This window comes from Thalassospiraceae bacterium LMO-SO8 (assembly GCA_031655335.1).
Lineage (GTDB): Bacteria > Pseudomonadota > Alphaproteobacteria > Rhodospirillales > Casp-alpha2 > UBA1479.
Genome location: CP134226.1, coordinates 3887591 through 3905999 on the forward strand (window position 1 = coordinate 3887591; position 18409 = coordinate 3905999).

Here is an 18409-nt window from a genome sequence, read left to right on the forward strand (position 1 = left end):
GCCCTCTCCTGCGTATTTCGGTCGTGACCGACGCCTGGTACCCGCAACCCAACGGCGTGGTCCGCGTCATGGGCACGGTGGTCGACCGCCTTCAGGCCCTGGGCCACGAGGTCCAGGTGATCTCGCCCAACCTGTTCACCACCCTGCCCTGCCCGACCTACCCGGAAATCAGGCTGTCCCTGTTTCCCGGCCGCGGGGTGGCCGACATGCTGGACGGCTTTGCGCCCGAGGCGATCCATATCGCCACCGAAGGCCCCCTGGGCGCCGCCGCCCGGCGCTATTGCACGGCCCGCAACCTGCCCTTCACCACGGCCTATCATTCCAAGTTCCCCGAATACATCCACGCCCGCGCCCCGATCGTGCCGCTCGGCCTTCTGTACCGCTGGATCCGGGGGTTTCACGCGCCCTCATCGCGGGTCATGGTGCCCAGCCATTCCGTCCACGACGAACTGGCGGCCAAGGGCTTCGCCAACCTGCGGCCCTGGTCGCACGGCGTCGATACGGATGTCTTCAAGCCGGGACCCAAGGATTTCCTCGACCACCTGAACCTGCCGCGCCCGCTGTTCATGTTTCTGGGCCGGGTCACCGTGGAAAAGAACCTGCCGGCGTTTCTCGACCTCGACCTGCCCGGCTCCAAGGTCGTCGTCGGCAGCGGCCCGGCGCGCGAACCCCTGATGGCCAAATACCCGGAAACCCCGTTCTTCATCGCCGACGGCGACCAGGACCTGGTGCGCTACTACAACGCCGCCGATGTCTTCGTGTTTCCCTCCGTGACCGACACCTTCGGCCTGGTGATGCTGGAGGCCCTTGCCTGCGGCGTGCCCGTGGCGGCCTTTCCCGTGACTGGACCGAAGGATGTGATCGGCACCTCGACCGTGGGCGTTCTCGACACCGATCTGGCCCGGGCCGCGGTCAAGGCCCAAGGCATCGACCCGGCACTGTGCCGCGAGCACGCCCTGAAATTTTCCTGGGACACGGTGGTCAGCGAATTCGTCGACTACCTGGCGCCGTTCACTCCGCCTCAAGCACCTTCCGCACAAGCGGCACAGTGACCGCCCGCTTGCGCGCCAGCGCCTCGGCGTCGATGGCGGCGACCAGGTCGGCGGCCGCCTGGAAGGTGCGGTCCATGCGCGGAACCATGTAGGCGACCACCTCCGTATCCACGCGCAATTGCCGGTCCGTGAAATGCTTGACCAACAGGGCCGCGAGAAGCGTGTCGTCAGGGGCCGTGATTTCGACCGCGGGCGATCCCTTCAACCGTGACGCCAGATCGGCGAGCACGATGGACCAGCGCGCGGGCGCCGTGCGGGCGGTGACCAGGATGCGGCCTTCCGCCGATTTTAGGGCGTTGAACAGGTGGAACAGGGCTTCCTCGTCCAAAGACGGGGCGCGGTCCAGGTCTTCCAAAACGTAGGCGCCGCCGGCCTCGACCACGTCCGCGTCAGGCACTGTCAGAAGCCGCCCGCCCGTGCGCGCCAGAAACACCTGGGCGAGATGGCTTTTGCCGCAGCCCTCGGGCCCCCACACGGCCAGAAGCGGCCCCGGCCAGTCCGGCCAGCGGTCGATCCAGGCGACGGCCTCGGCATTGGCGGGGGTGACCAGATAGTCGTCGCGTTCCAGGGCCGGGCGGTGCTCGAAGGGGATGGGGATCTGGCGCGGGCCGGTCAAGTGCCGCCGCCCCCCGTCTCGTGATCGTAGAGCGCGCTTTTCTTGTAGCGGCCAAGGGCATAGCGGATCAGCACGCCGATCACCGCCGCCGCCGGCACGGCCAGCAGCACGCCGGTAAAGCCGAACAGCGCCCCTCCCGCCATCAGGGCGAAGATGATCCACAAGGGATGCAGACCGACCCGGTCGCCGACGAAGCGCGGGGTCAGGACATAACTTTCCAGGGTCTGGCCGACCAGGAAAACACCCGCCACGGCGGCGATGGGTCCCCAGTTTTCCAGCCCGAACTGGAAGAAGGCGATGGCCAGGGCGACCGTGATGCCGCTCGCCGCGCCGAAATAGGGAATGAAGGACACCGCCCCGGCGGCGACGCCGACCAGCAATCCCGAATTCAGGCCGACCACGGTCAACCCGACGCCGTAAAACGCCGCCAGGGTCAGGCACACGCTGGCCTGACCGCGGATGAACCCGGCCATGGTTTCGTCGATCCGGCGGGCCTGCTCACGGATTTCCGGGGCCGCGTCGCGCGGCAGATAGGAATCGACCCAGGCGACGATCTCATCCCACTCGCGCAGCAGATAGAACGACACGATGGGCGTGATGAGCGCCAGGGACAGGACGTTGAGGAACGCGAGCCCGCCGCTCCAGATTTCGCCCAGCAGGTTGGTCACCCACTGAATCACCTTCGATCCGTACTTTCCGGCGGCGTCGCGCAAATCCTGGCTGTCCGTCTTCGGCAGGTGAAGCTGCAAATCGGCCAGGAACGGTTCGACCCAGGCGCGGAAATGGGCGAATACCTCGGGCGCCAGCTTGACCAGGCCGACCACTTGATGCTGCAACAGCGGCAGCAGCACGGCGATGACGCCGATAACGCCGGCGAAGAAGGCGATGGTGATCACGGTCGTCGCCAACGCCCGCGACAGTCCCTTGGCTTCCAGCCGGTCGGCGACGGGGTCCAGGAAATAGGCCACCGCCATGCCGGCGACGAAAGGCAGCAGGATGGCGCTCAGCAGGTGGATCAGCACCCCCGCGACGACCAGCCCGACCAGCCAATAGGCCATGCGCGCCTCGCGGCTCATCCGGCCTTCTTCCTGGTGCTGAGTTTCTCAAGGGTCCATTGGTCGCCCTCGCCGCGCAGGGCAAGGTCCGCCTGTTCCAGGGCGATGATCAGCTGTCCGATGTCGCCGATGTAATGCAGGATGACCTGCGCCTCGGCCCGCGACAGTTGAACCAATTCGGTTTCACGCACGACGGCGACGGAATGGACGCGGGTTTTCATGTCCAGCCAATCGCGCAAATCCGTGATGGGAATGCGCACGGCGATGGCTTCCTGATGAGACGACGACAGCAGGTTGTCGCGCTTCCAGTTATCTTCGATCAACGAGGTGACCAATTTGGCCGCGCGGGTCAGCAGGGAATCCGCCGTCTCGCCGAACTCGGACACGTAGGTCACCACCGTGGTCTGCGGGTCGATGGTCAGGTTGTAACGAGTCAACGTCACGTCGAGCACCCAGAGCGAGCGCGCCGGATCGTGGCGGATCGACGCGAAGGCGACGGCGACGCTGCCCGCATCGTAGCGCTTGGCCATGGCTTGCAGGCGCTGCTGGTCGCCGGACACAACCTGATCGACGCCGATGGCCGCGACGTCGGCAAGATCGCCGAGCGGCAGGACCGTCGGCACCAGGCTGAGTTGGCTGGACCGTTGCTGCCAGGCCGAGCGCCAGGGATTGGGGTCGTCCCACAACAGCAGCGCCCCGGCGCGGCGCAGCACCGGCAGGACCAGCACCGGCTTGGACGGCGTTTCCGCGAACGGGATGTTGAACGCACGCAGCAGTTCGCGCACCTCGCCCGGCCGGAAGCGGTAATTCAGCTTGGCCAGATAGCGCACGGCGGAGGTCTTTTCCTCGGCCACGGAAAAGTCCTGCATGTATTCGGTGATTTCCTCGGGCGACAGGGCGGGCAGACGCGGGTAATCGGACTTCAGGGTCATGCGTTCCAACAGGATCGTCATGGCGCGCTGCTGCCCTTCGCGCAGCGCCTGCGCCCGAGCGGCGGAGGCGGTCTCGGCCGTCACGTCGACGGCCACACCCTTGACCTCGTAGGGATTGGCGATCTGGGCTCGCGCCGATTGCGGCGCCGCCAGGACCAGCAGCAGGCACAGCGCAGGAACCAGGGTCGCCAAAGTACCCATGCCAAAGCACCAATCGTGCGTTGCAAACCGCCGGGGATTAAGTATCTTCGCCTCCATCGACGCCGTCGGACCCACCCGCGTTTTGGGCCGGTCCCGGACGGCGCACAATCTAGCACACCCGACCGAGGGAGGAAGGGATTAGCGACACGGAAAAACACGGCGCGGGCCTGAGCTACCGCGACGCGGGCGTCGATATCGACGCCGGCAATGCGCTGGTCACCGCCATCGGCCCGATGGCCAAATCCACGAACCGCCCGGGCGTCATGGGCGGGCTCGGCGGATTCGGCGGCTTCTTCGACCCGCGCGCCGCCGGCTATCAGGACCCGGTGCTTGTCGCCGCCACGGACGGCGTCGGCACCAAGCTGAAGATCGCCATCGACGCGGACAGCCACGCCGGCGTCGGCGTCGACCTTGTCGCCATGTGCGTCAACGATCTCGTCGTGCAGGGGGCGGAGCCCTTGTTTTTCCTGGATTATTTCGCGACCGGCAAACTCGCGCCCGAGGCCGCGGCGGTGATCGTGTCCGGCGTCGCCGACGGTTGCCGGCAAGCCGGCTGCGCCCTGATCGGCGGCGAGACGGCGGAAATGCCCGGCATGTACGCGGCCGGTGACTACGACCTGGCGGGCTTCGCCGTGGGGGCCGTCGAACGCGGCCAGGAATTGACCGGCAAGGACGTCGCCGAAGGCGATGTGGTGCTGGCCCTGGCGTCGTCGGGCGTGCATTCCAACGGCTTTTCCCTGGTCCGCAAGGTGGCCGAACGGGCAGGCGTCGATTTCGCCGCCCCGGCCCCGTTCCAGGACGGCGTCACCCTGGCCGAGGCCCTGCTGACGCCCACCCGAATCTACGTGAAGTCGTGCCTGGAGGCGATCCGTTCCGGCCCGTCCCATGGCGGCGTGAAGGCATTCGCACACATCACCGGCGGCGGATTGCTGGAAAACATCCCGCGCGTCCTGCCGGACGGCCTGGGCGTCGACCTGGACGCCGCCGCCTGGCCCCTGCCGCCCGTGTTTTCCTGGCTGCGGACGGCGGGCGGCATCACGCCCCACGAAATGCTGCGCACCTTCAACTGCGGCGTCGGCATGGTGGTGATCGTCGATGCCGGTCAGGCGCAACGCCTGGAAGACCTGTTCCGGACCGCGGGCGAGGACGTGTTCACCATCGGCCGGGTCGTCAAGGTCAGCGGGCCCGAGGATGTCCGCGTCGGCAATCTGGACGAGGCCTGGGGCGCGGCATGAGCCGCCTGAAGCTCGCCGTCATGATTTCCGGGCGGGGATCGAACCTGCAAGCCCTGATCGACGCGACCGCCGACCCCACCTTCCCCGCCGAGATCATCCTGGTGCTGTCCAACCGGCCCGGCGCCATGGGCCTGGAGCGCGCCGCCAAGGCCGGCATCCCGACCCGCGTCATCGACCACAAGGGCTTCGCCGACCGCGCGGCCTTCGATGCCGAGATGACGGCAGCCATGGAAGCGGCGGGAACGGAGCTTGTCTGCTTGGCCGGGTTCATGCGCCTGCTGTCCGACGAATTCGTCGACCATTGGCGCGATAGGATGATCAATATCCATCCGTCGCTGCTGCCGGCCTTCAAGGGCCTGGACGTACAGGAACGGGTGCTGGCGCAGGGCGCCCGGTTCGCCGGCTGCACCGTCCATTACGTGCGCAAGGAAATGGACACCGGCCCGATCATCGTGCAGGCCGTGGTGCCCGTGCATCCCGACGATACGCCGGACAGCCTGGCCGCCCGGGTGCTGGAGCGCGAACACGACATCTATCCGCTGGCCGTGCGTCTGATCGCCGAGGGCCGGGTCACCATAGACGAAAACGACCGCGCCGTGATTACCGGCGCGGTCGCTCAAGAAAGCGCGTTGCTGAACCCGAAGGGTTAGCCGACGATTTCCAGTTCCGCGAAGAAGTAGCGGATTTCCTTGGCCGCGTTTTCCGCCGAGTCGGAACCGTGGACCGAGTTCGCCTCGATGCTTTCGGCGAAGTCCTTGCGGATGGTGCCCGCGTCAGCGTTGGCCGGGTTGGTCGCACCCATGATCTCGCGGTTGCGGGCGACCGCATTGTCTCCTTCGAGAACCTGGACCACGACGGGGCCCGAGGTCATGAAGGCGACCAGGTCGTTGAAGAACGCCCGTTCGCGGTGCACGTCGTAGAAGCCTTCCGCCTGTTCCTTGGTCAGGCGCACGCGGCGCTGGGCGACGATGCGCAGACCCGCTTCCTCGAACCGGGCGTTGATCTTGCCGGTCAGGTTGCGGCGGGTGGCATCGGGTTTAATGATGGAGAGCGTACGCTCAAGAGCCATGGTCGATCCCCTTGTATGGTTGTTCGTTCGGCTGGTTTCTGTTGTCGGTAATTTTTTGTCTGGCCGTCCACGGCATCCTTGGGCCGGGTTTTCGGCATCCGAAACTCCGGACCACCCCAAGGGTTTTCCGGAAACGGCGCGGGTTATAGTCCCTCCCGCCCCGCCATGCAAGGAAAAGGGTCGACGTATTCACGCACTTTGGTGGCCGGCTAGTCGGCTTTGCCCGGAGACAGTTGATTCTTAAGGAACTGTCCCAGCATCTTGTATTCGGACCGGCGGGCCGAATTTCGCCGCCACACCAGGGCGACCTGCCGCCCCGCCCCGCCGGACAGCGGCCGGAGCACGACATCGGCGGCCTTTATATGATCCGATTGCAGCGCCACACCGGGTAGCAGAGTGGTGCCGAATCCGCCCGCCACCAGTTCGACCAAGGTATAGAGGCTGGTTGCCTGGAACGCGCCGGCGCGGCCCGGTGCCGACTGACGGCGGCACGCGGACAGCACATGGTCGCGCAGGCAATGGCCATCCTCCAGCAACAGCAGATCATCGGAATCCAAAACGTCCGGCGCCACCGCGCCCTCGCCCCTCGCCAGGGGATGGTCCCGCGGCACGGCCAGCCAGAACGGATCATCGGCCAAGACCATGTGTTCCAGATCCACCGTGTCATAAGGCAGCGCGATCAGCGCCGCGTCCAACTCGCCGCCGACCAGTTGATCGACCAGGCGGGCGGTGCGGTCCTCACGCAGGAACAGGCGCAGTTCGGGATAGGATGCGCGCAGCGGCGGCAGCACCTTGGGCAGAACGTAGGGCCCGATGGTGGGAATCGCCCCCAGGCGCAACAGGCCGGTCAGCGGCCGTGTGCTCGCCTTGGCGGTCACGGTCATGTCGTCGACCTCGGCCAGGACGCGACGCGCGCGGGCGACCAGTTCAAGCCCCAGCGGCGTGACCGCAACCCGGCGCTTGGTGCGCTCGATGACGGTGACGCCCAGAATCGATTCCAGTTCCTGGATGCCGGCACTGAGGGTCGACTGCGTGACGAAGCAACGCTCGGCGGCACGGCCGAAATGTCCGTCCTCGGCGACGGCGATGAGATATTGCAGTTGGCGCAGGGTCGGAAGCCGGGTGCTCATACGGCTGACTTAATCGTAAAATTCTATTTTTTCAAGGAACCATGAATATAAAATCGATTTAAATTTCATCCGAGGCGACACAAAACTCACCGGATTTCGCCGTAAAACCATAGAAAATCAACTCAGGAATGCACCAATTTTTAGACCTTTGCCGCCCTTTGTCCTTGAATCCCACCAACTACCCCATATTGATCCACTAGCCTTTAGACTTATTGACGGAGCCCTCGTTATACTGGAAATTACTGTATAGGAACGAAGGAGCCTTAGGGGGCTCGTTCCACAAGATTGATGTACTTTTCCAAACCCGTTTCGTTTTGTACCGGAAGGCTGATCCTCCTCTCCCCCCATAGTCATGTCTTTCGGTACGTGTGCCGGGCCGCGGCTCCTCCTCCCCCCACCAACCGCGGCCCGGCATTTTATTTGCCCCCGCCCATCCATTCCCCGCCTGACCCCGTCACGGGACGTTTGCACCGCACGCGCGCCGTGCTATCACCCCGCCTATGCTGCACGTCAACGACATGACTTTTCGCCTGGGCGGCCGCGTGCTGTTCGAAAAGGCCACATTGCACCTGCCCCAGGGCCGGAAGATGGGCCTTGTCGGACGCAACGGCACGGGCAAGACGACCCTGTTCCGGATGATCCTGGGCGACGCCCATCCGGATGAAGGCTCCGTGCGCGTGCGGCCCAGTGCGCGGATCGGCACGGTGACGCAGGAGGCCCCTTCGGGCGCCACCAGCCTGCTCGATACCGTGCTGGCCGCCGACACGGAACGCAGCGCCCTTCTGGCCGAGGCCGAAACGGTAAAAGACCCGATGCGCATCGCCGATATCCACAACCGTCTCGCCGATATCGACGCCCAGACCGCCCCTGCCCGCGCCGCCCGCATCCTGTCCGGGCTCGGCTTCGACGAAGCGGCCCAGGCCCGCGCCTGTAGCGAATTTTCCGGCGGCTGGCGCATGCGTGTGGCGCTGGCGGCGACGTTGTTCTCGCGCCCCGATTTCCTGCTGCTGGACGAACCGACCAACCACCTGGACCTGGAAGCGGCGATGTGGCTGGAAACCTATCTGGCGTCCTGGCCCGGCACGCTGCTGGTCATCAGCCACGACCGCACGATGCTCAACAAGGTCGTCGACGAGATCGCCCATCTGTCCGAATTGAAGTTGACCCGCTATGCCGGCAATTATGACCGGTTCGAACGCACGCGCCGCGAACGCATGACCCAGCAGGTCAAACTGCAGGCCAAGCAGTTGTCCGAACAGCGCCGCATCCAATCCTTCGTTGACCGCTTTCGGGCCAAGGCGACCAAGGCCAAGCAGGCGCAAAGCCGCATGAAGATGCTGGCCCGCATGGAGCCCATCGCCTCGGTCGTCGAGGACAAGACCACGACCTTCAACTTCCCTGATCCCGCCCCCCTGTCACCGCCCCTGATCGCCATGGACGAGGTCAGCGTCGGCTATGGCGCCGAGCCGATCCTGAAGAACCTGGATCTGCGCATCGACATGGACGACCGCATCGGCTTGATCGGCGCCAACGGCAACGGCAAATCGACCCTGATCAAGATGCTGGCCGACCGCCTGAAGCCGCAGGCCGGCAAGATCGTCAAGTCGTCCAAGCTGAAGATCGGCTATTTCGCCCAGCACCAGCAGGAAGAATTGAACCTGAATGAATCCCCGTTCCAGCACATGGCGCGGATCATGCCCATGGCGACGGAAACCAAGGTGCGTTCCCACCTGGGCCGGTTCGGGTTTTCCGGCGACCTCGCCAACAGCAAGGTCGAGGTCCTGTCCGGCGGCGAAAAGGCGCGGCTTCTGTTCGCGCTGATGAGCACCGAGGCGCCGCATATCCTGTTCCTCGACGAACCGACCAACCACCTGGACGTGGATGCCCGCGAGGCCCTGGTCCAGGCGTTGAACGAATACGACGGCGCCATCGTCCTGGTGACCCACGATTCGCATCTGATCGACCTTGTCTGCGACCGCCTGTGGCTGGTCGCCGACGGCGCCTGCAAGCCCTTTGAGGGCGACCTGGACGCCTATGCCGGCCTGCTGATGGAACAGCGCCGCCTGGCCCGCCGTGAAACCCGCGCCGCCAAGGACGGTGACAGTGTCGCCCCGGTCGACAAGAAGGAACTGCGCCGCGAACGCGCCCGCCAGCGCGAGGAGACGGCGGCGCTGCGCAAATCGGTCGTCGATGCCGAGCGCAGGATGGAAAAGCTGGCCCAGGAAATATCGGCCCTGGAGGCCAGGATGGCCGACCCGGAAATCTATAACGGGCCGACGGCCAAGCTGATGGACCTGCAACTTGCCCATAAGAAGGCCAAGGACAAGTTGGCCGAAACGGAACAGCAATGGCTGAGCGCCCAGGAAACCATCGACGGAGCCCTGGACGAGGCGTCATGACCGCGCCCGTGCCGTCCCCCCCGGCATCCGCCGCCCCGCGGCTGACCGACTGGACTGGACGACGCCATGCCCCTGCCCCCGACGCCCGCATCCTGTCCCTCGTGCCGTCCCTGACGGAAACCCTGTTCGCGCTGGGCCTGGGCGGTAACGTCGTCGGGCGCACGGCCTTCTGCATCCATCCGGCCGGCACGGTCAAGGCGGTCAAAAGCGTCGGCGGCACCAAGCAGGTGAACTGGCGCAAGGTCGCGGCGGCGCGGCCGACCCACGTGGTCCTCAACGTCGACGAAAACCCGAAAGAAATGGCCGACGAAATGGCCGCCGACGGCATCGTGCCGGTGGTCACCCATCCCCTGTCCCCCGCCGACAACGGCCCGCTGATCCGCCTGCTGGGCGGCGTGTTCGGACGTGACGCGGCGGCGGAAGCCCTGGCACGGCGCTTCGAGGATGCCCTTGCGGCAGCCACCGCCGCGCGGCCCAAGGCGGAAACCCGCGTCCTCTACCTGATCTGGAAGGCGCCCTGGATGACCGTGGGGCCGGACACCTATATCGCGCGGACCCTCGGCCTGATCGGCTGGCGCACCTGGGCGCCTGCGGTGGCGGCCCGCTATCCCGAACTCGACATGACCGATGCCGTCCTCGACAACGTCGACCGGGTCCTGTTCTCGTCCGAACCCTTCCCCTTCACGGAAGACCACCTGGCCGCGTTCCGTACGGACCATCCCGGCCACGCCGACAAGGCGGAACTGGTCGATGGCGAGATGCTGTCCTGGTACGGCGTCCGGGCGGCGGAGGGCCTTTCCTATCTCAAGGATCTGGCCGGCGGCGCGTCGGCGTCCCGCCGGTGACGCCGGACATGGGCGCGCCGCGTCTGGCCCCCTTGCGTCTGGCCTTGTTTTACGGCGGCATCTTTCTGGCGCTGGGCATCATGGGGCCGTTCTGGCCGCTCTGGCTCAAGGACCGGGGCCTCGACGCGGAACAGATCGGCCTGGTGTTCGCCCTGGGCACCCTGGCCCGGCTGGCCGTCACCCCCCACTTCGCCCGCGCCGCCGACCGCGCCGGCGAACGCAAGCGCATCCTGGTCCTGCTCAGCTTCCTGGGGGCCGTGACCTTCCTTGCCTTCCGTTGGGCCGAGGGCTTCTGGCCCATCATCCTGGTGACCGTGGTGTTCTATGCCAGCAGAGGTCCTGTGCTGCCATTGACGGAAAGTCTGACCATGCTGACCCGGCAACGGGTCCCCTTCGACTACGGCCGGGTGCGTTTGTGGGGCTCGATCACCTTCATCATCGGCGCCTGGGGCATGGGCCTGATTCTGACCGACGCGCCGGCGGACTGGATTCATTGGGCCATCTTCGCATCGGTCGCCGTGACCTTCTTCTGCGCCCTTGCCCTGCCCGACACGCGCGCACCGATCGCCGCAAAAGACGGCCGGCCGTTCCGCGAGATCATGGCCGTGCCCGGTCTCATGGCGGCGATGACGGCGGCGACCTGCATCCAGGCGTCCCATGCGGTCTACTACAACTTCGGCTCCATCCACTGGCTGGCGTCGGGCCACGGGGCGGATGTCATCGGCGCGCTCTGGGCCGAGGGCGTGATCGCCGAAATCCTGCTGTTCACCTTTGCCGCCGCCACCGTGCGGCGCATCGGCGCGGTCCGCATGATCGCCATCGGCGCCGCCGCAGCGACGCTGCGCTGGGCCGGAACGGCGGGGACCACGGACCTGGAATGGCTGATCCTGCTACAGGCCCTGCACGGTCTCAGCTACGGTGCCACGCATCTTGGCATCATCCACCTGATCACCGAGCGGGTGGACCCCTCCCTGTCGGCCTCCGCGCAAAGCCTGTTCGCCATCACCCTTGGCGTCGGCATGAGCGCCGCGTCCTATGGCGCCGGGCTGCTGTTCTCATCTCTGGGCGGCGGCGCCTTCTGGACCATGTCGGTGCTTGCCCTGGCGGGCGCCGGGTTCGCCGGATTCTCTATAATGGTGCGCCGCAAAGCCGCCTCCAGCGGGTAGAATTCCCTATCGGCGGCACATTCGCATTCGTGATTGTGCAAACAGTTTGCCTTGGTTTTTGCGGCATTCGGAAAAGAAACTGAATACAAGCGCATACAGATTGGTTTTATAAGTGAACCCTTAACCAAAGAATCATAAAATCGGGATTGCCTGGGGCGGGGAATTTCTGAGGGCACGGAGGTGGGAAGTGGGTTATCTAGATTCACTGCTGGGAATCTTCAAGTTCACCAAGGATACGGACTTGGTCGCCGCGACTTGTCTGGTGCTTTTGCTGTCGAGCATCATCGGCGGCATGCTGTCCAGCATCTTCAAGGCGTTCGGCGGTCCGCTGAAACCCATCGCCTTTCAGGAAACCAACGGCTTCCGGATTCTGCTGTTCTATGAAATCTGTCTGGTCGCGGTCATCTTCTATTACCACATGAACGTGACCGGCCGGATCGACGCCATCCAGGTCATCTTCTGGGTCTCGACCATGTTGTCCATGCCGGTCTTGTGGTTCATGGGCTCCGTAATCACCCAGGTCCTGTTCTGGTCGAAAATTTCAAAGAACAAGAAGGCCTACCGCGAATTGGTCGCCAAGCGGAAATATGCCAAGCACAAGAAAATGCAGGAAAAGATCCGCGAAGAGACCAAGGAATCGCGGGAAGCCCAGGCGCAACGCGCCGAGATAACGGCCAAGGGCAAGAAAGGCCATCAGGCGACGGTAAAACGCCGCCGCGCCGAAAGCTAGCCGGCCGCGTTTTCCTGCGCGCAGCGGGGGTCCTTGCCCGTCCTCCTAAAGTATCTATTCAGAAGCCGGTTCGCCGCCCACCTGGGACAGCATGGCCGCGGCACGGCGCAGCGTCGGCACAAAGGACTGCGCCCGTTCCATGGACATCCGCACGGTCGGCCCATGACAGGCAAGCGTGCCTGCCAGGCGGCCCTTGGCGTCGGTGACAGGCACGGCGACGGCGACCATGCCTTCGATGAATTCCTGATTGTCGGTGCCGACCTTTTCCCGGCGGATGACGTCAAGATTGGCAAGAAGCGCATCGGGCTCGATGATCGTGCCCGGCGTATGGGGGATCAGATCGAGAGCCTGGATCATCTGCCGCCGCCGCCCGGCGGGCAGCGAGGCCAGGTAGAGCTTGCCGCTGGCCGTGCAATGGAGCGGCACTCGCGAGCCGATGGGCAGCTGCGTGCGCAGCGGCCATTTGGTCTCCACCCGGTCGATGTAATACATCTCCCCACCCATCGGGATGTTGAAGTTGCAGGTCTCGCCGATTTCCTGCGACAGGTCGGTCAGGATGCGGTGGCGCTGGCTGTAATCCGTATCGACGGCGACCGTCGCCATGGCAAGGTCACGCAGCCTGGGCCCGATGCTCAGCCCGTCGCCGGACGGCGACGGCGTCACGAAGCCGGTTTCCGTCAGCAACGCGCACAGCCGATGCACGGTCGCCTTGGGCAGTCCTGTCAGGTCTGCGATCTTGGCGGCGCTCAGGGGCCGGCCCTCGCCGACCATGGCCTCGACAATCTCCAGCGCACGGATCGACCGCGAACCCTTTTCGTCTCCGTTGTTCGCCATGACCAACTATGCCATCCGCATGAACCGAAATCGACGCCGCACCGCCGCCGAACTTATTCCCCGTAGATGTAGCCCGGCAGCCACAGCGCGATTTGAGGAAACACCATGATCAGGATGAGACCGATCAGCTGGATCACCATGAACTGCATCATGCCGATGTAAATATCCTTGAGATCCCACTCCGGCACCACGCCCTTCAGGAAGTATGCTGATAGCGCCACCGGAGGCGATAGCCAAGCTGTTTGCAGGTTAACCGCGACCAGAATGCCGAACCACACCAGGTTGAAGCCCAACTGTTCGATCAGCGGCAACAGGATCGGCACGATGATCAGCACGATCGGCACCCATTCCAGGGGCCAGCCCAGCAGGAAGATCAAGGCCATGATCATGACCAGCAGAACCATGGGCGGCAGGTCGAGGCCAAGCAGCAGTTCGGTCAGCATGGTCGGCGTACCGAGCCGTGAGAACACCGCGCCGAAGAAGTTGGAGGCTGCGACCAGGATCAGGATCAGGGCCGAGATTTCCAACGTCTTGATCAGGGCTTCCTTGAACTTCTTGACGGTCATGCGCCGGTAGGCGAGCGTCAACAGCAGGGCGCCGGCGGCACCGCAGCCCGCCCCTTCGGTCGGGGTCGCCAGGCCGAACATGATGGAGCCGAGCGCCGAGAACACCAGAAGCGCCGGCGGCACCAGGCCCATGACGAATTCGCGAACGATCTCGCCCATGTTGGCGGCGCGGTCCTCGATCGCCAGCGGCGGCCCCAGTTCCGGGTTGAGCATGCAGCGGCCGACGGCATAGACGGCATAGAGGAACGCCATCATGACGCCGGGGATGATGGCGGCGGCGAACAGGTCAGTGACCGGCACTTCCAGCACCGGGCCCATGACCACCAGCATGATCGAGGGCGGGATCAGGATGCCGAGCGTGCCGCCGGCGGTGATCGTGCCCGCCGCCAGACGCACATCGTAGCCCGACTTGTTCATGGTCTTGGCGGCCATGATGCCGAGGATCGTGACCGAGGCGCCGACGATGCCCGTCGCGGCGGCGAAGATGGTGGAGACGAACAGCACCGCGATATAGAGCGATCCCCGCACCCGCGACAGCATCAGTTGCACCGCGGCGAACAGGCGTTCCATCAGGCCTGCCTGCTCCATCAATATCCCCATGAATATGAATAGAGGGACGGCCGCCAATGTCTGCTCCAGCATGACGTTCGAGAATTGAAACGTCATCAGATAGAACACGACCTTGCCGAAGCCGATATAGCCGAACACGAAGCCGAGGAAGATCAGGGTGAAGGAGATCGGGAAGCCGACGAAGATCGCCAGCAGCATCACCCCGATCAGAATGAGACCCAGGATTTCGTTTTCCATTATCAGGGCCACCTTCCCTTAGTCGCGGCGTAATAGCTTTTGAGCGTTTCCGAAATGCCCTGAATGATCAGCAGCGCGATGCCCACGGGCAGCGCCGTCTTGATCGGGCCCATGTGCGGCATCCAGGCGGTATCCATGCCCTTCTCGCCCCGGATCCAGGCAAGCGAGGCGAAATCCGTCGCCATATAGAGAAACACCAGCATGCCGGGGAAATAGAGCACCAGATACAGCAGCAGATCGATGCGGCCCTGAACCTTGTCCGGCCACAGGCGGTACAGGAAATCGGCGCGGATGTGCACGCCCTTCGACAGGGCGTAACCGGCGCCGAGCATGAACAGGGCACCATACAACATGCGCGACACGTCATAGGCCCACATGGTGGGTGCGACGAACACGTAGCGCGCCACCACCTCGTAGACCATGGCGATGAACAGCGGCACCGTCAGCCAACAGACGATGTGGCCTATGACGAGACTGAATCGGTCGATGCCGGTGATCGCAAGCGCCATCCAGCGGGGCATGTCGTCCGGCATCTTGCCCGACGGGTCGCCCCGGCGCTCGGCGATCAGCTCATCGGTGATATCAAGCTCACCGGGAATTGGGTCGTGATCGGCCATCCGAACCTACTTTTCCGTTCATGGCTCCACCCGCGGGCGGAGAAAGAAAGACCGTGCGGTGCCTCAGAACGGCCCGCGAAGGATGCGGCGGACAATGCGGGGGCGGGCGGTGTGCCCGCCCCCGAAAGTCCGGCAGCTGTCATGCGTAGAGGATCAGCCTACTTCTTGCTCTTGGCGTAGGCGTTGCCGAGATTGGCGTTCGAGGTTTGCGCCCCGGCCCAGAATGGCACCGCGATGTCCGCGAAGGCCTTCTGGGAATCCCAGACCTTCTTGAAGAACGGGTTTTCGGCGGCGTTCTTCTCAAGGCTCTTGCGGGCTGCTTCCATGTACTCGGTGAAGTAGTCGGCGGGGGTGTCATGCAGGATGACGCCGTGCTTTTCCGTCAGTTCCTTCAGCGCCTTGCCGTTTTCGTAGATGCGCCAGCTCATGGCACGCGACAACGAGGCATCGGCGGCGATTTCCATCGCCTGCTGCTGATGCGGGGTCAGGCTCTTCCAGACATCGCCGTTCAGGTACATGTCGGCGTTGACGACCACCTGATGCAGGCCTTGCAGATAGTAATGCTTCAACACCTTCTGGAAGCCGAACACCATGTCCGGTTTCGGGCAGCACCATTCGGCGGCGTCGATCACGCCCTTTTCCAGGGCCGGCAGGATGTCGCCGCCGCCCATGGCCACCGACGCGACGCCGATGTCCTTGTAGGTCTGACCGGGGATGCCCGGAGGCGTGCGGAACCGGTACTTGCGGAAATCGGCCATGGAGTTGATGGGCTCCTTGAACCAGCCGAGGGCTTCCGGGCCGACGGGCTGCAGGATGAAGCCCTTGATGTTCATGCCCATCTCTTTCCAGAGCTGCTCATAAAGCGCGCGGCCACCGCCGTACTGATACCAGCTGACCCAGGCGATGTTGTCCATGCCGACACCGCCGCCCGCGACGGGCGAGCCGAACAGCATGGCGGCCGGATGATAGCCGGACCAATAATGGGTCCAGGCGAATCCGCCTTCGATCAGGCCTTTGTCGACGGCTTCCAGCGTTTCCTTGACGCCGACGACCGCACCCGCGGGCAACACTTCGATCTGGACCTCGTTGTTGGTCAGCGCCGCGACGTTGGCGGCGAAATCCTTCAACATGGTGACTTCGTCGGCCTTCGCCGGGATCACCGACTGAACGCGGATTTTGACCTTCTTGGCCTCGGCCGTGCCCGGCGTGAAGACCGCCGCCGTCGCGAACGCCATAAGGGCGAACACGGCAAATAGAGATTTGATTTTGTTCATGCTTCCACTCCCAAACATGGGGTCCTGCCGTGCACGATTGCCGCCGGGACCATTGAGAAGTCGTATTAAATTATCATTATTGAGACTTCTACGTATCATTATTGCAAAGATCATTGATATCTGCAACGATGATTTCGCGACCTCACCCACCTCCGCGGCGGCGTACAGGCCCCATACCACCGCCCCACCGCCGCGAACCAACGCAATCAGGATCACGACGAAGCACGATGGACGAAGCGACCTCCCCCCTCTCCGACGCCCCGGTCTATGATTACATCGTCATCGGCGCCGGTTCGGCCGGCTGCGTGCTGGCCAACCGGCTGAGCGCCGATTCGGCCAAGCGGGTGCTTCTGCTGGAGGCTGGCGGGCGCGACACGAACCCCTGGATTCACGTCCCCGTCGGCTATTTCAAGACCATCAACAATCCGGCGACGGACTGGTGCTTCAAGACCGCCCCCGACCCGGGCCTGGGCGGACGCTCCATCAGTTGGCCGCGCGGCAAGGTCCTGGGCGGATCCAGTTCCATCAACGGCCTGCTTTACGTGCGCGGCCAGCCGCAGGACTTCGACCATTGGCGGCAATTGGGCAACGTCGGATGGTCGTTCACGGACGTGCTGCCCTATTTCCGCCGCGCCGAAAACCAGGAACGGGGCGCCGACGACTTTCATGGCGCGGGCGGCCCCCTGGCGGTATCGGACATGCGGGTGCGCCGGGAAATCTGCGACGCCGTCATCAAGGCGGCGGGCGAACTCGGTATTCCCGAACGGGACGATTTCAACCGCGACGACCAGGAAGGGGCCGGCTATTTCCAGCTGACGACCCGCAACGGCCTGCGCTGCTCGACCGCCGTCGGTTACCTGAACCCGGTCAAAAGCCGCCAGAATTTGGACATCCGCACCCATGCCCAGGTCCGCAACCTGATCCTGGAGGACGGCCGCTGCGCCGGCGTCGCCTTCGACGTGAAGGGCGTGGCCCAGGCCGCCGCCTGCCGGGGCGAGGTGATCCTATCGGCAGGCGCCATCGGCTCGCCGCAGATTCTCATGTTGTCGGGCATCGGCCCGGCGCAGCACCTGACGGACATGGGCGTTGCCGTGACCCAGGACCTGGCCGGCGTCGGCGGCAACCTGCAGGATCACCTGCAATTGCGCACCATCTACCGCACCCACCGCCCGATCACCCTGAACGACCAGGCCCGAAACCCGATCCAGAAGGTCATGATGGGCCTGGAATTCCTGTTCCGGCGCTCCGGCCCCCTGACCATGGGCGCAAGCCAGGTCGCGATCTTCGCCAAGACCCGGCCGGAACTGGAAACGCCGGACATCCAATACCATGTGCAGCCATGGAGTGCGGACAGCCCCGGTGAGGGCACGCACCGATTCTCGGCCTTTACCCTGTCGGTCTGCCAACTGCGCCCGGAAAGCCGGGGGGACATCCGCCTCGCCTCCCCCGATCCCTTCGCCCATCCGGCGATCCGTCCCAACTACCTGTCGACGGAGCTGGACCGCCGCACGGCCATCGATTCCCTGAAGCTGACGCGCCGTCTGGTCGAAACAAAGACCCTGGCCCCCTATGTCGCCGAGGAAATGCGTCCCGGCGGCGACGCCCAAACCGATGACGAACTGCTGGAAGGGGCGCGGCGCATCGCACAGACCATTTATCATCCCGTCGGGACCTGTAAGATGGGCCGCGATCCGAACGCCGTCGTCGACGACCGGCTTCGGGTCCGGGGCATCCGGGGCTTAAGGGTCGCCGACGCCTCGATCATGCCGACCATCACGTCGGGCAATACCAACGCGCCGGCCATCATGATCGGCGAAAAGGCGTCCGACATGATTATCGAAGACAACCGCTAGGGCCCCGCGCCTACACGCACCGCCGTCC

General features: G+C 64.6%; 17 protein-coding genes. 8 read left to right on the forward strand and 9 right to left on the reverse strand.

Annotation, left to right across the window (positions count from 1 at the left end; translation table 11 throughout):
* Window positions 1-8 precede the first annotated feature (8 nt).
* Window positions 9-1052, forward strand: a complete 1044-nt coding sequence (locus RJ527_18760; GenBank protein WND78087.1) for a glycosyltransferase family 1 protein — start codon at window positions 9-11, stop codon at window positions 1050-1052.
* Here the strand turns inward: RJ527_18760 and RJ527_18765 are convergent.
* Genes RJ527_18765 through RJ527_18775 form a run of 3 tightly spaced genes read right to left on the reverse strand, consistent with a single transcriptional unit; the run spans window position 1012 to window position 3856 of the window.
* Complete coding sequence (locus RJ527_18765) at window positions 1012-1668, reverse strand: DnaA/Hda family protein (protein WND76049.1); 657 nt, start codon at window positions 1666-1668, stop codon at window positions 1012-1014. The genes RJ527_18760 and RJ527_18765 overlap by 41 nt on opposite strands.
* Window positions 1665-2744 carry an AI-2E family transporter gene (locus RJ527_18770; GenBank protein WND76050.1) on the reverse strand — a complete coding sequence of 360 codons (1080 nt, stop codon included), beginning with the start codon at window positions 2742-2744 and terminating at the stop codon, window positions 1665-1667. Before RJ527_18770 ends, RJ527_18765 begins: the two co-directional genes overlap by 4 nt.
* A complete protein-coding gene (locus tag RJ527_18775) occupies window positions 2741-3856 on the reverse strand; it encodes a DUF2066 domain-containing protein (GenBank protein WND76051.1) in 1116 nt (371 codons plus the stop codon). Before RJ527_18775 ends, RJ527_18770 begins: the two co-directional genes overlap by 4 nt.
* A gap of 167 nt (window positions 3857-4023) precedes the next feature.
* On the opposite strand from RJ527_18775, the gene purM reads away from it, so the two are divergent.
* Together purM and purN are read left to right on the forward strand one after the other, a co-directional pair.
* Window positions 4024-5091, forward strand: coding sequence for a phosphoribosylformylglycinamidine cyclo-ligase (gene purM, locus RJ527_18780; protein WND78088.1), 1068 nt, complete (start codon window positions 4024-4026; stop codon window positions 5089-5091).
* Complete coding sequence (gene purN / locus RJ527_18785) at window positions 5088-5741, forward strand: phosphoribosylglycinamide formyltransferase (protein ID WND76052.1); 654 nt, start codon at window positions 5088-5090, stop codon at window positions 5739-5741. The genes purM and purN overlap by 4 nt, the downstream gene beginning before the upstream one ends.
* Here purN and ndk read toward each other — a convergent pair.
* Together ndk and RJ527_18795 are read right to left on the reverse strand one after the other, a co-directional pair.
* Window positions 5738-6160 (reverse strand): nucleoside-diphosphate kinase, encoded by a 423-nt coding sequence (gene ndk / locus RJ527_18790; GenBank protein WND76053.1) that lies wholly within the window; start codon window positions 6158-6160, stop codon window positions 5738-5740. The two genes, purN and ndk, sit on opposite strands and share 4 nt — an antisense overlap.
* A gap of 209 nt (window positions 6161-6369) precedes the next feature.
* Complete coding sequence (locus RJ527_18795) at window positions 6370-7290, reverse strand: LysR substrate-binding domain-containing protein (GenBank protein ID WND76054.1); 921 nt, start codon at window positions 7288-7290, stop codon at window positions 6370-6372.
* Window positions 7291-7808: 518 nt separating this feature from the next.
* Here RJ527_18795 and RJ527_18800 point away from each other — a divergent pair.
* The 4 genes from RJ527_18800 (at window position 7809) to RJ527_18815 (ending at window position 12430) form a co-directional block, all read left to right on the forward strand.
* The gene (locus RJ527_18800; GenBank protein WND76055.1) at window positions 7809-9689 is read left to right on the forward strand and encodes an ABC-F family ATP-binding cassette domain-containing protein; all 1881 of its coding nucleotides are present in this window, start codon (window positions 7809-7811) and stop codon (window positions 9687-9689) included.
* Window positions 9686-10534, forward strand: a complete 849-nt coding sequence (locus RJ527_18805) for a helical backbone metal receptor (GenBank protein ID WND76056.1) — start codon at window positions 9686-9688, stop codon at window positions 10532-10534. The genes RJ527_18800 and RJ527_18805 overlap by 4 nt, the downstream gene beginning before the upstream one ends.
* A gap of 8 nt (window positions 10535-10542) precedes the next feature.
* Window positions 10543-11700 (forward strand): MFS transporter, encoded by a 1158-nt coding sequence (locus RJ527_18810; protein WND76057.1) that lies wholly within the window; start codon window positions 10543-10545, stop codon window positions 11698-11700.
* Window positions 11701-11887: 187 nt separating this feature from the next.
* Window positions 11888-12430, forward strand: coding sequence for a hypothetical protein (locus RJ527_18815; GenBank protein WND76058.1), 543 nt, complete (start codon window positions 11888-11890; stop codon window positions 12428-12430).
* Window positions 12431-12484: 54 nt separating this feature from the next.
* Here RJ527_18815 and RJ527_18820 read toward each other — a convergent pair whose 3' ends face one another.
* From RJ527_18820 to RJ527_18835, 4 genes are all read right to left on the reverse strand, one after another.
* The gene (locus RJ527_18820; GenBank protein ID WND76059.1) at window positions 12485-13264 is read right to left on the reverse strand and encodes an IclR family transcriptional regulator; all 780 of its coding nucleotides are present in this window, start codon (window positions 13262-13264) and stop codon (window positions 12485-12487) included.
* Between the two features lie 53 nt (window positions 13265-13317).
* Complete coding sequence (locus RJ527_18825; GenBank protein ID WND76060.1) at window positions 13318-14637, reverse strand: TRAP transporter large permease subunit; 1320 nt, start codon at window positions 14635-14637, stop codon at window positions 13318-13320.
* 2 nt (window positions 14638-14639) lie between these two features.
* Window positions 14640-15254, reverse strand: a complete 615-nt coding sequence (locus tag RJ527_18830; GenBank protein WND76061.1) for a TRAP transporter small permease subunit — start codon at window positions 15252-15254, stop codon at window positions 14640-14642.
* A 158-nt stretch (window positions 15255-15412) separates the two neighbouring features.
* Window positions 15413-16528: a TRAP transporter substrate-binding protein gene (locus RJ527_18835; protein ID WND76062.1), complete on the reverse strand. Its 1116-nt coding sequence runs from the start codon at window positions 16526-16528 to the stop codon at window positions 15413-15415.
* Window positions 16529-16755: 227 nt separating this feature from the next.
* On the opposite strand from RJ527_18835, the gene RJ527_18840 reads away from it, so the two are divergent.
* Complete coding sequence (locus tag RJ527_18840; GenBank protein ID WND76063.1) at window positions 16756-18381, forward strand: choline dehydrogenase; 1626 nt, start codon at window positions 16756-16758, stop codon at window positions 18379-18381.
* Window positions 18382-18409 lie beyond the last annotated feature (28 nt).

Excerpts from the sequence above, each read along its gene's own strand:
- RJ527_18825 (WND76060.1), bottom strand. The coding sequence starts at position 14,637 with ATGGAAAACGAAATCCTGGGTCTCATTCTGATCGGGGTGATGCTGCTG.
- RJ527_18770 (WND76050.1), bottom strand. The coding sequence starts at position 2,744 with ATGAGCCGCGAGGCGCGCATGGCCTATTGGCTGGTCGGGCTGGTCGTC.
- RJ527_18800 (WND76055.1), top strand. The coding sequence starts at position 7,809 with ATGACTTTTCGCCTGGGCGGCCGCGTGCTGTTCGAAAAGGCCACATTG.
- RJ527_18835 (WND76062.1), bottom strand. The coding sequence starts at position 16,528 with ATGAACAAAATCAAATCTCTATTTGCCGTGTTCGCCCTTATGGCGTTC.
- RJ527_18840 (WND76063.1), top strand. The coding sequence starts at position 16,756 with ATGGACGAAGCGACCTCCCCCCTCTCCGACGCCCCGGTCTATGATTAC.
- RJ527_18830 (WND76061.1), bottom strand. The coding sequence starts at position 15,254 with ATGGCCGATCACGACCCAATTCCCGGTGAGCTTGATATCACCGATGAG.
- purN (WND76052.1), top strand. The coding sequence starts at position 5,088 with ATGAGCCGCCTGAAGCTCGCCGTCATGATTTCCGGGCGGGGATCGAAC.
- RJ527_18775 (WND76051.1), bottom strand. The coding sequence starts at position 3,856 with ATGGGTACTTTGGCGACCCTGGTTCCTGCGCTGTGCCTGCTGCTGGTC.
- RJ527_18820 (WND76059.1), bottom strand. The coding sequence starts at position 13,264 with ATGGCGAACAACGGAGACGAAAAGGGTTCGCGGTCGATCCGTGCGCTG.
- RJ527_18795 (WND76054.1), bottom strand. The coding sequence starts at position 7,290 with ATGAGCACCCGGCTTCCGACCCTGCGCCAACTGCAATATCTCATCGCC.
- RJ527_18810 (WND76057.1), top strand. The coding sequence starts at position 10,543 with ATGGGCGCGCCGCGTCTGGCCCCCTTGCGTCTGGCCTTGTTTTACGGC.
- ndk (WND76053.1), bottom strand. The coding sequence starts at position 6,160 with ATGGCTCTTGAGCGTACGCTCTCCATCATTAAACCCGATGCCACCCGC.
- RJ527_18805 (WND76056.1), top strand. The coding sequence starts at position 9,686 with ATGACCGCGCCCGTGCCGTCCCCCCCGGCATCCGCCGCCCCGCGGCTG.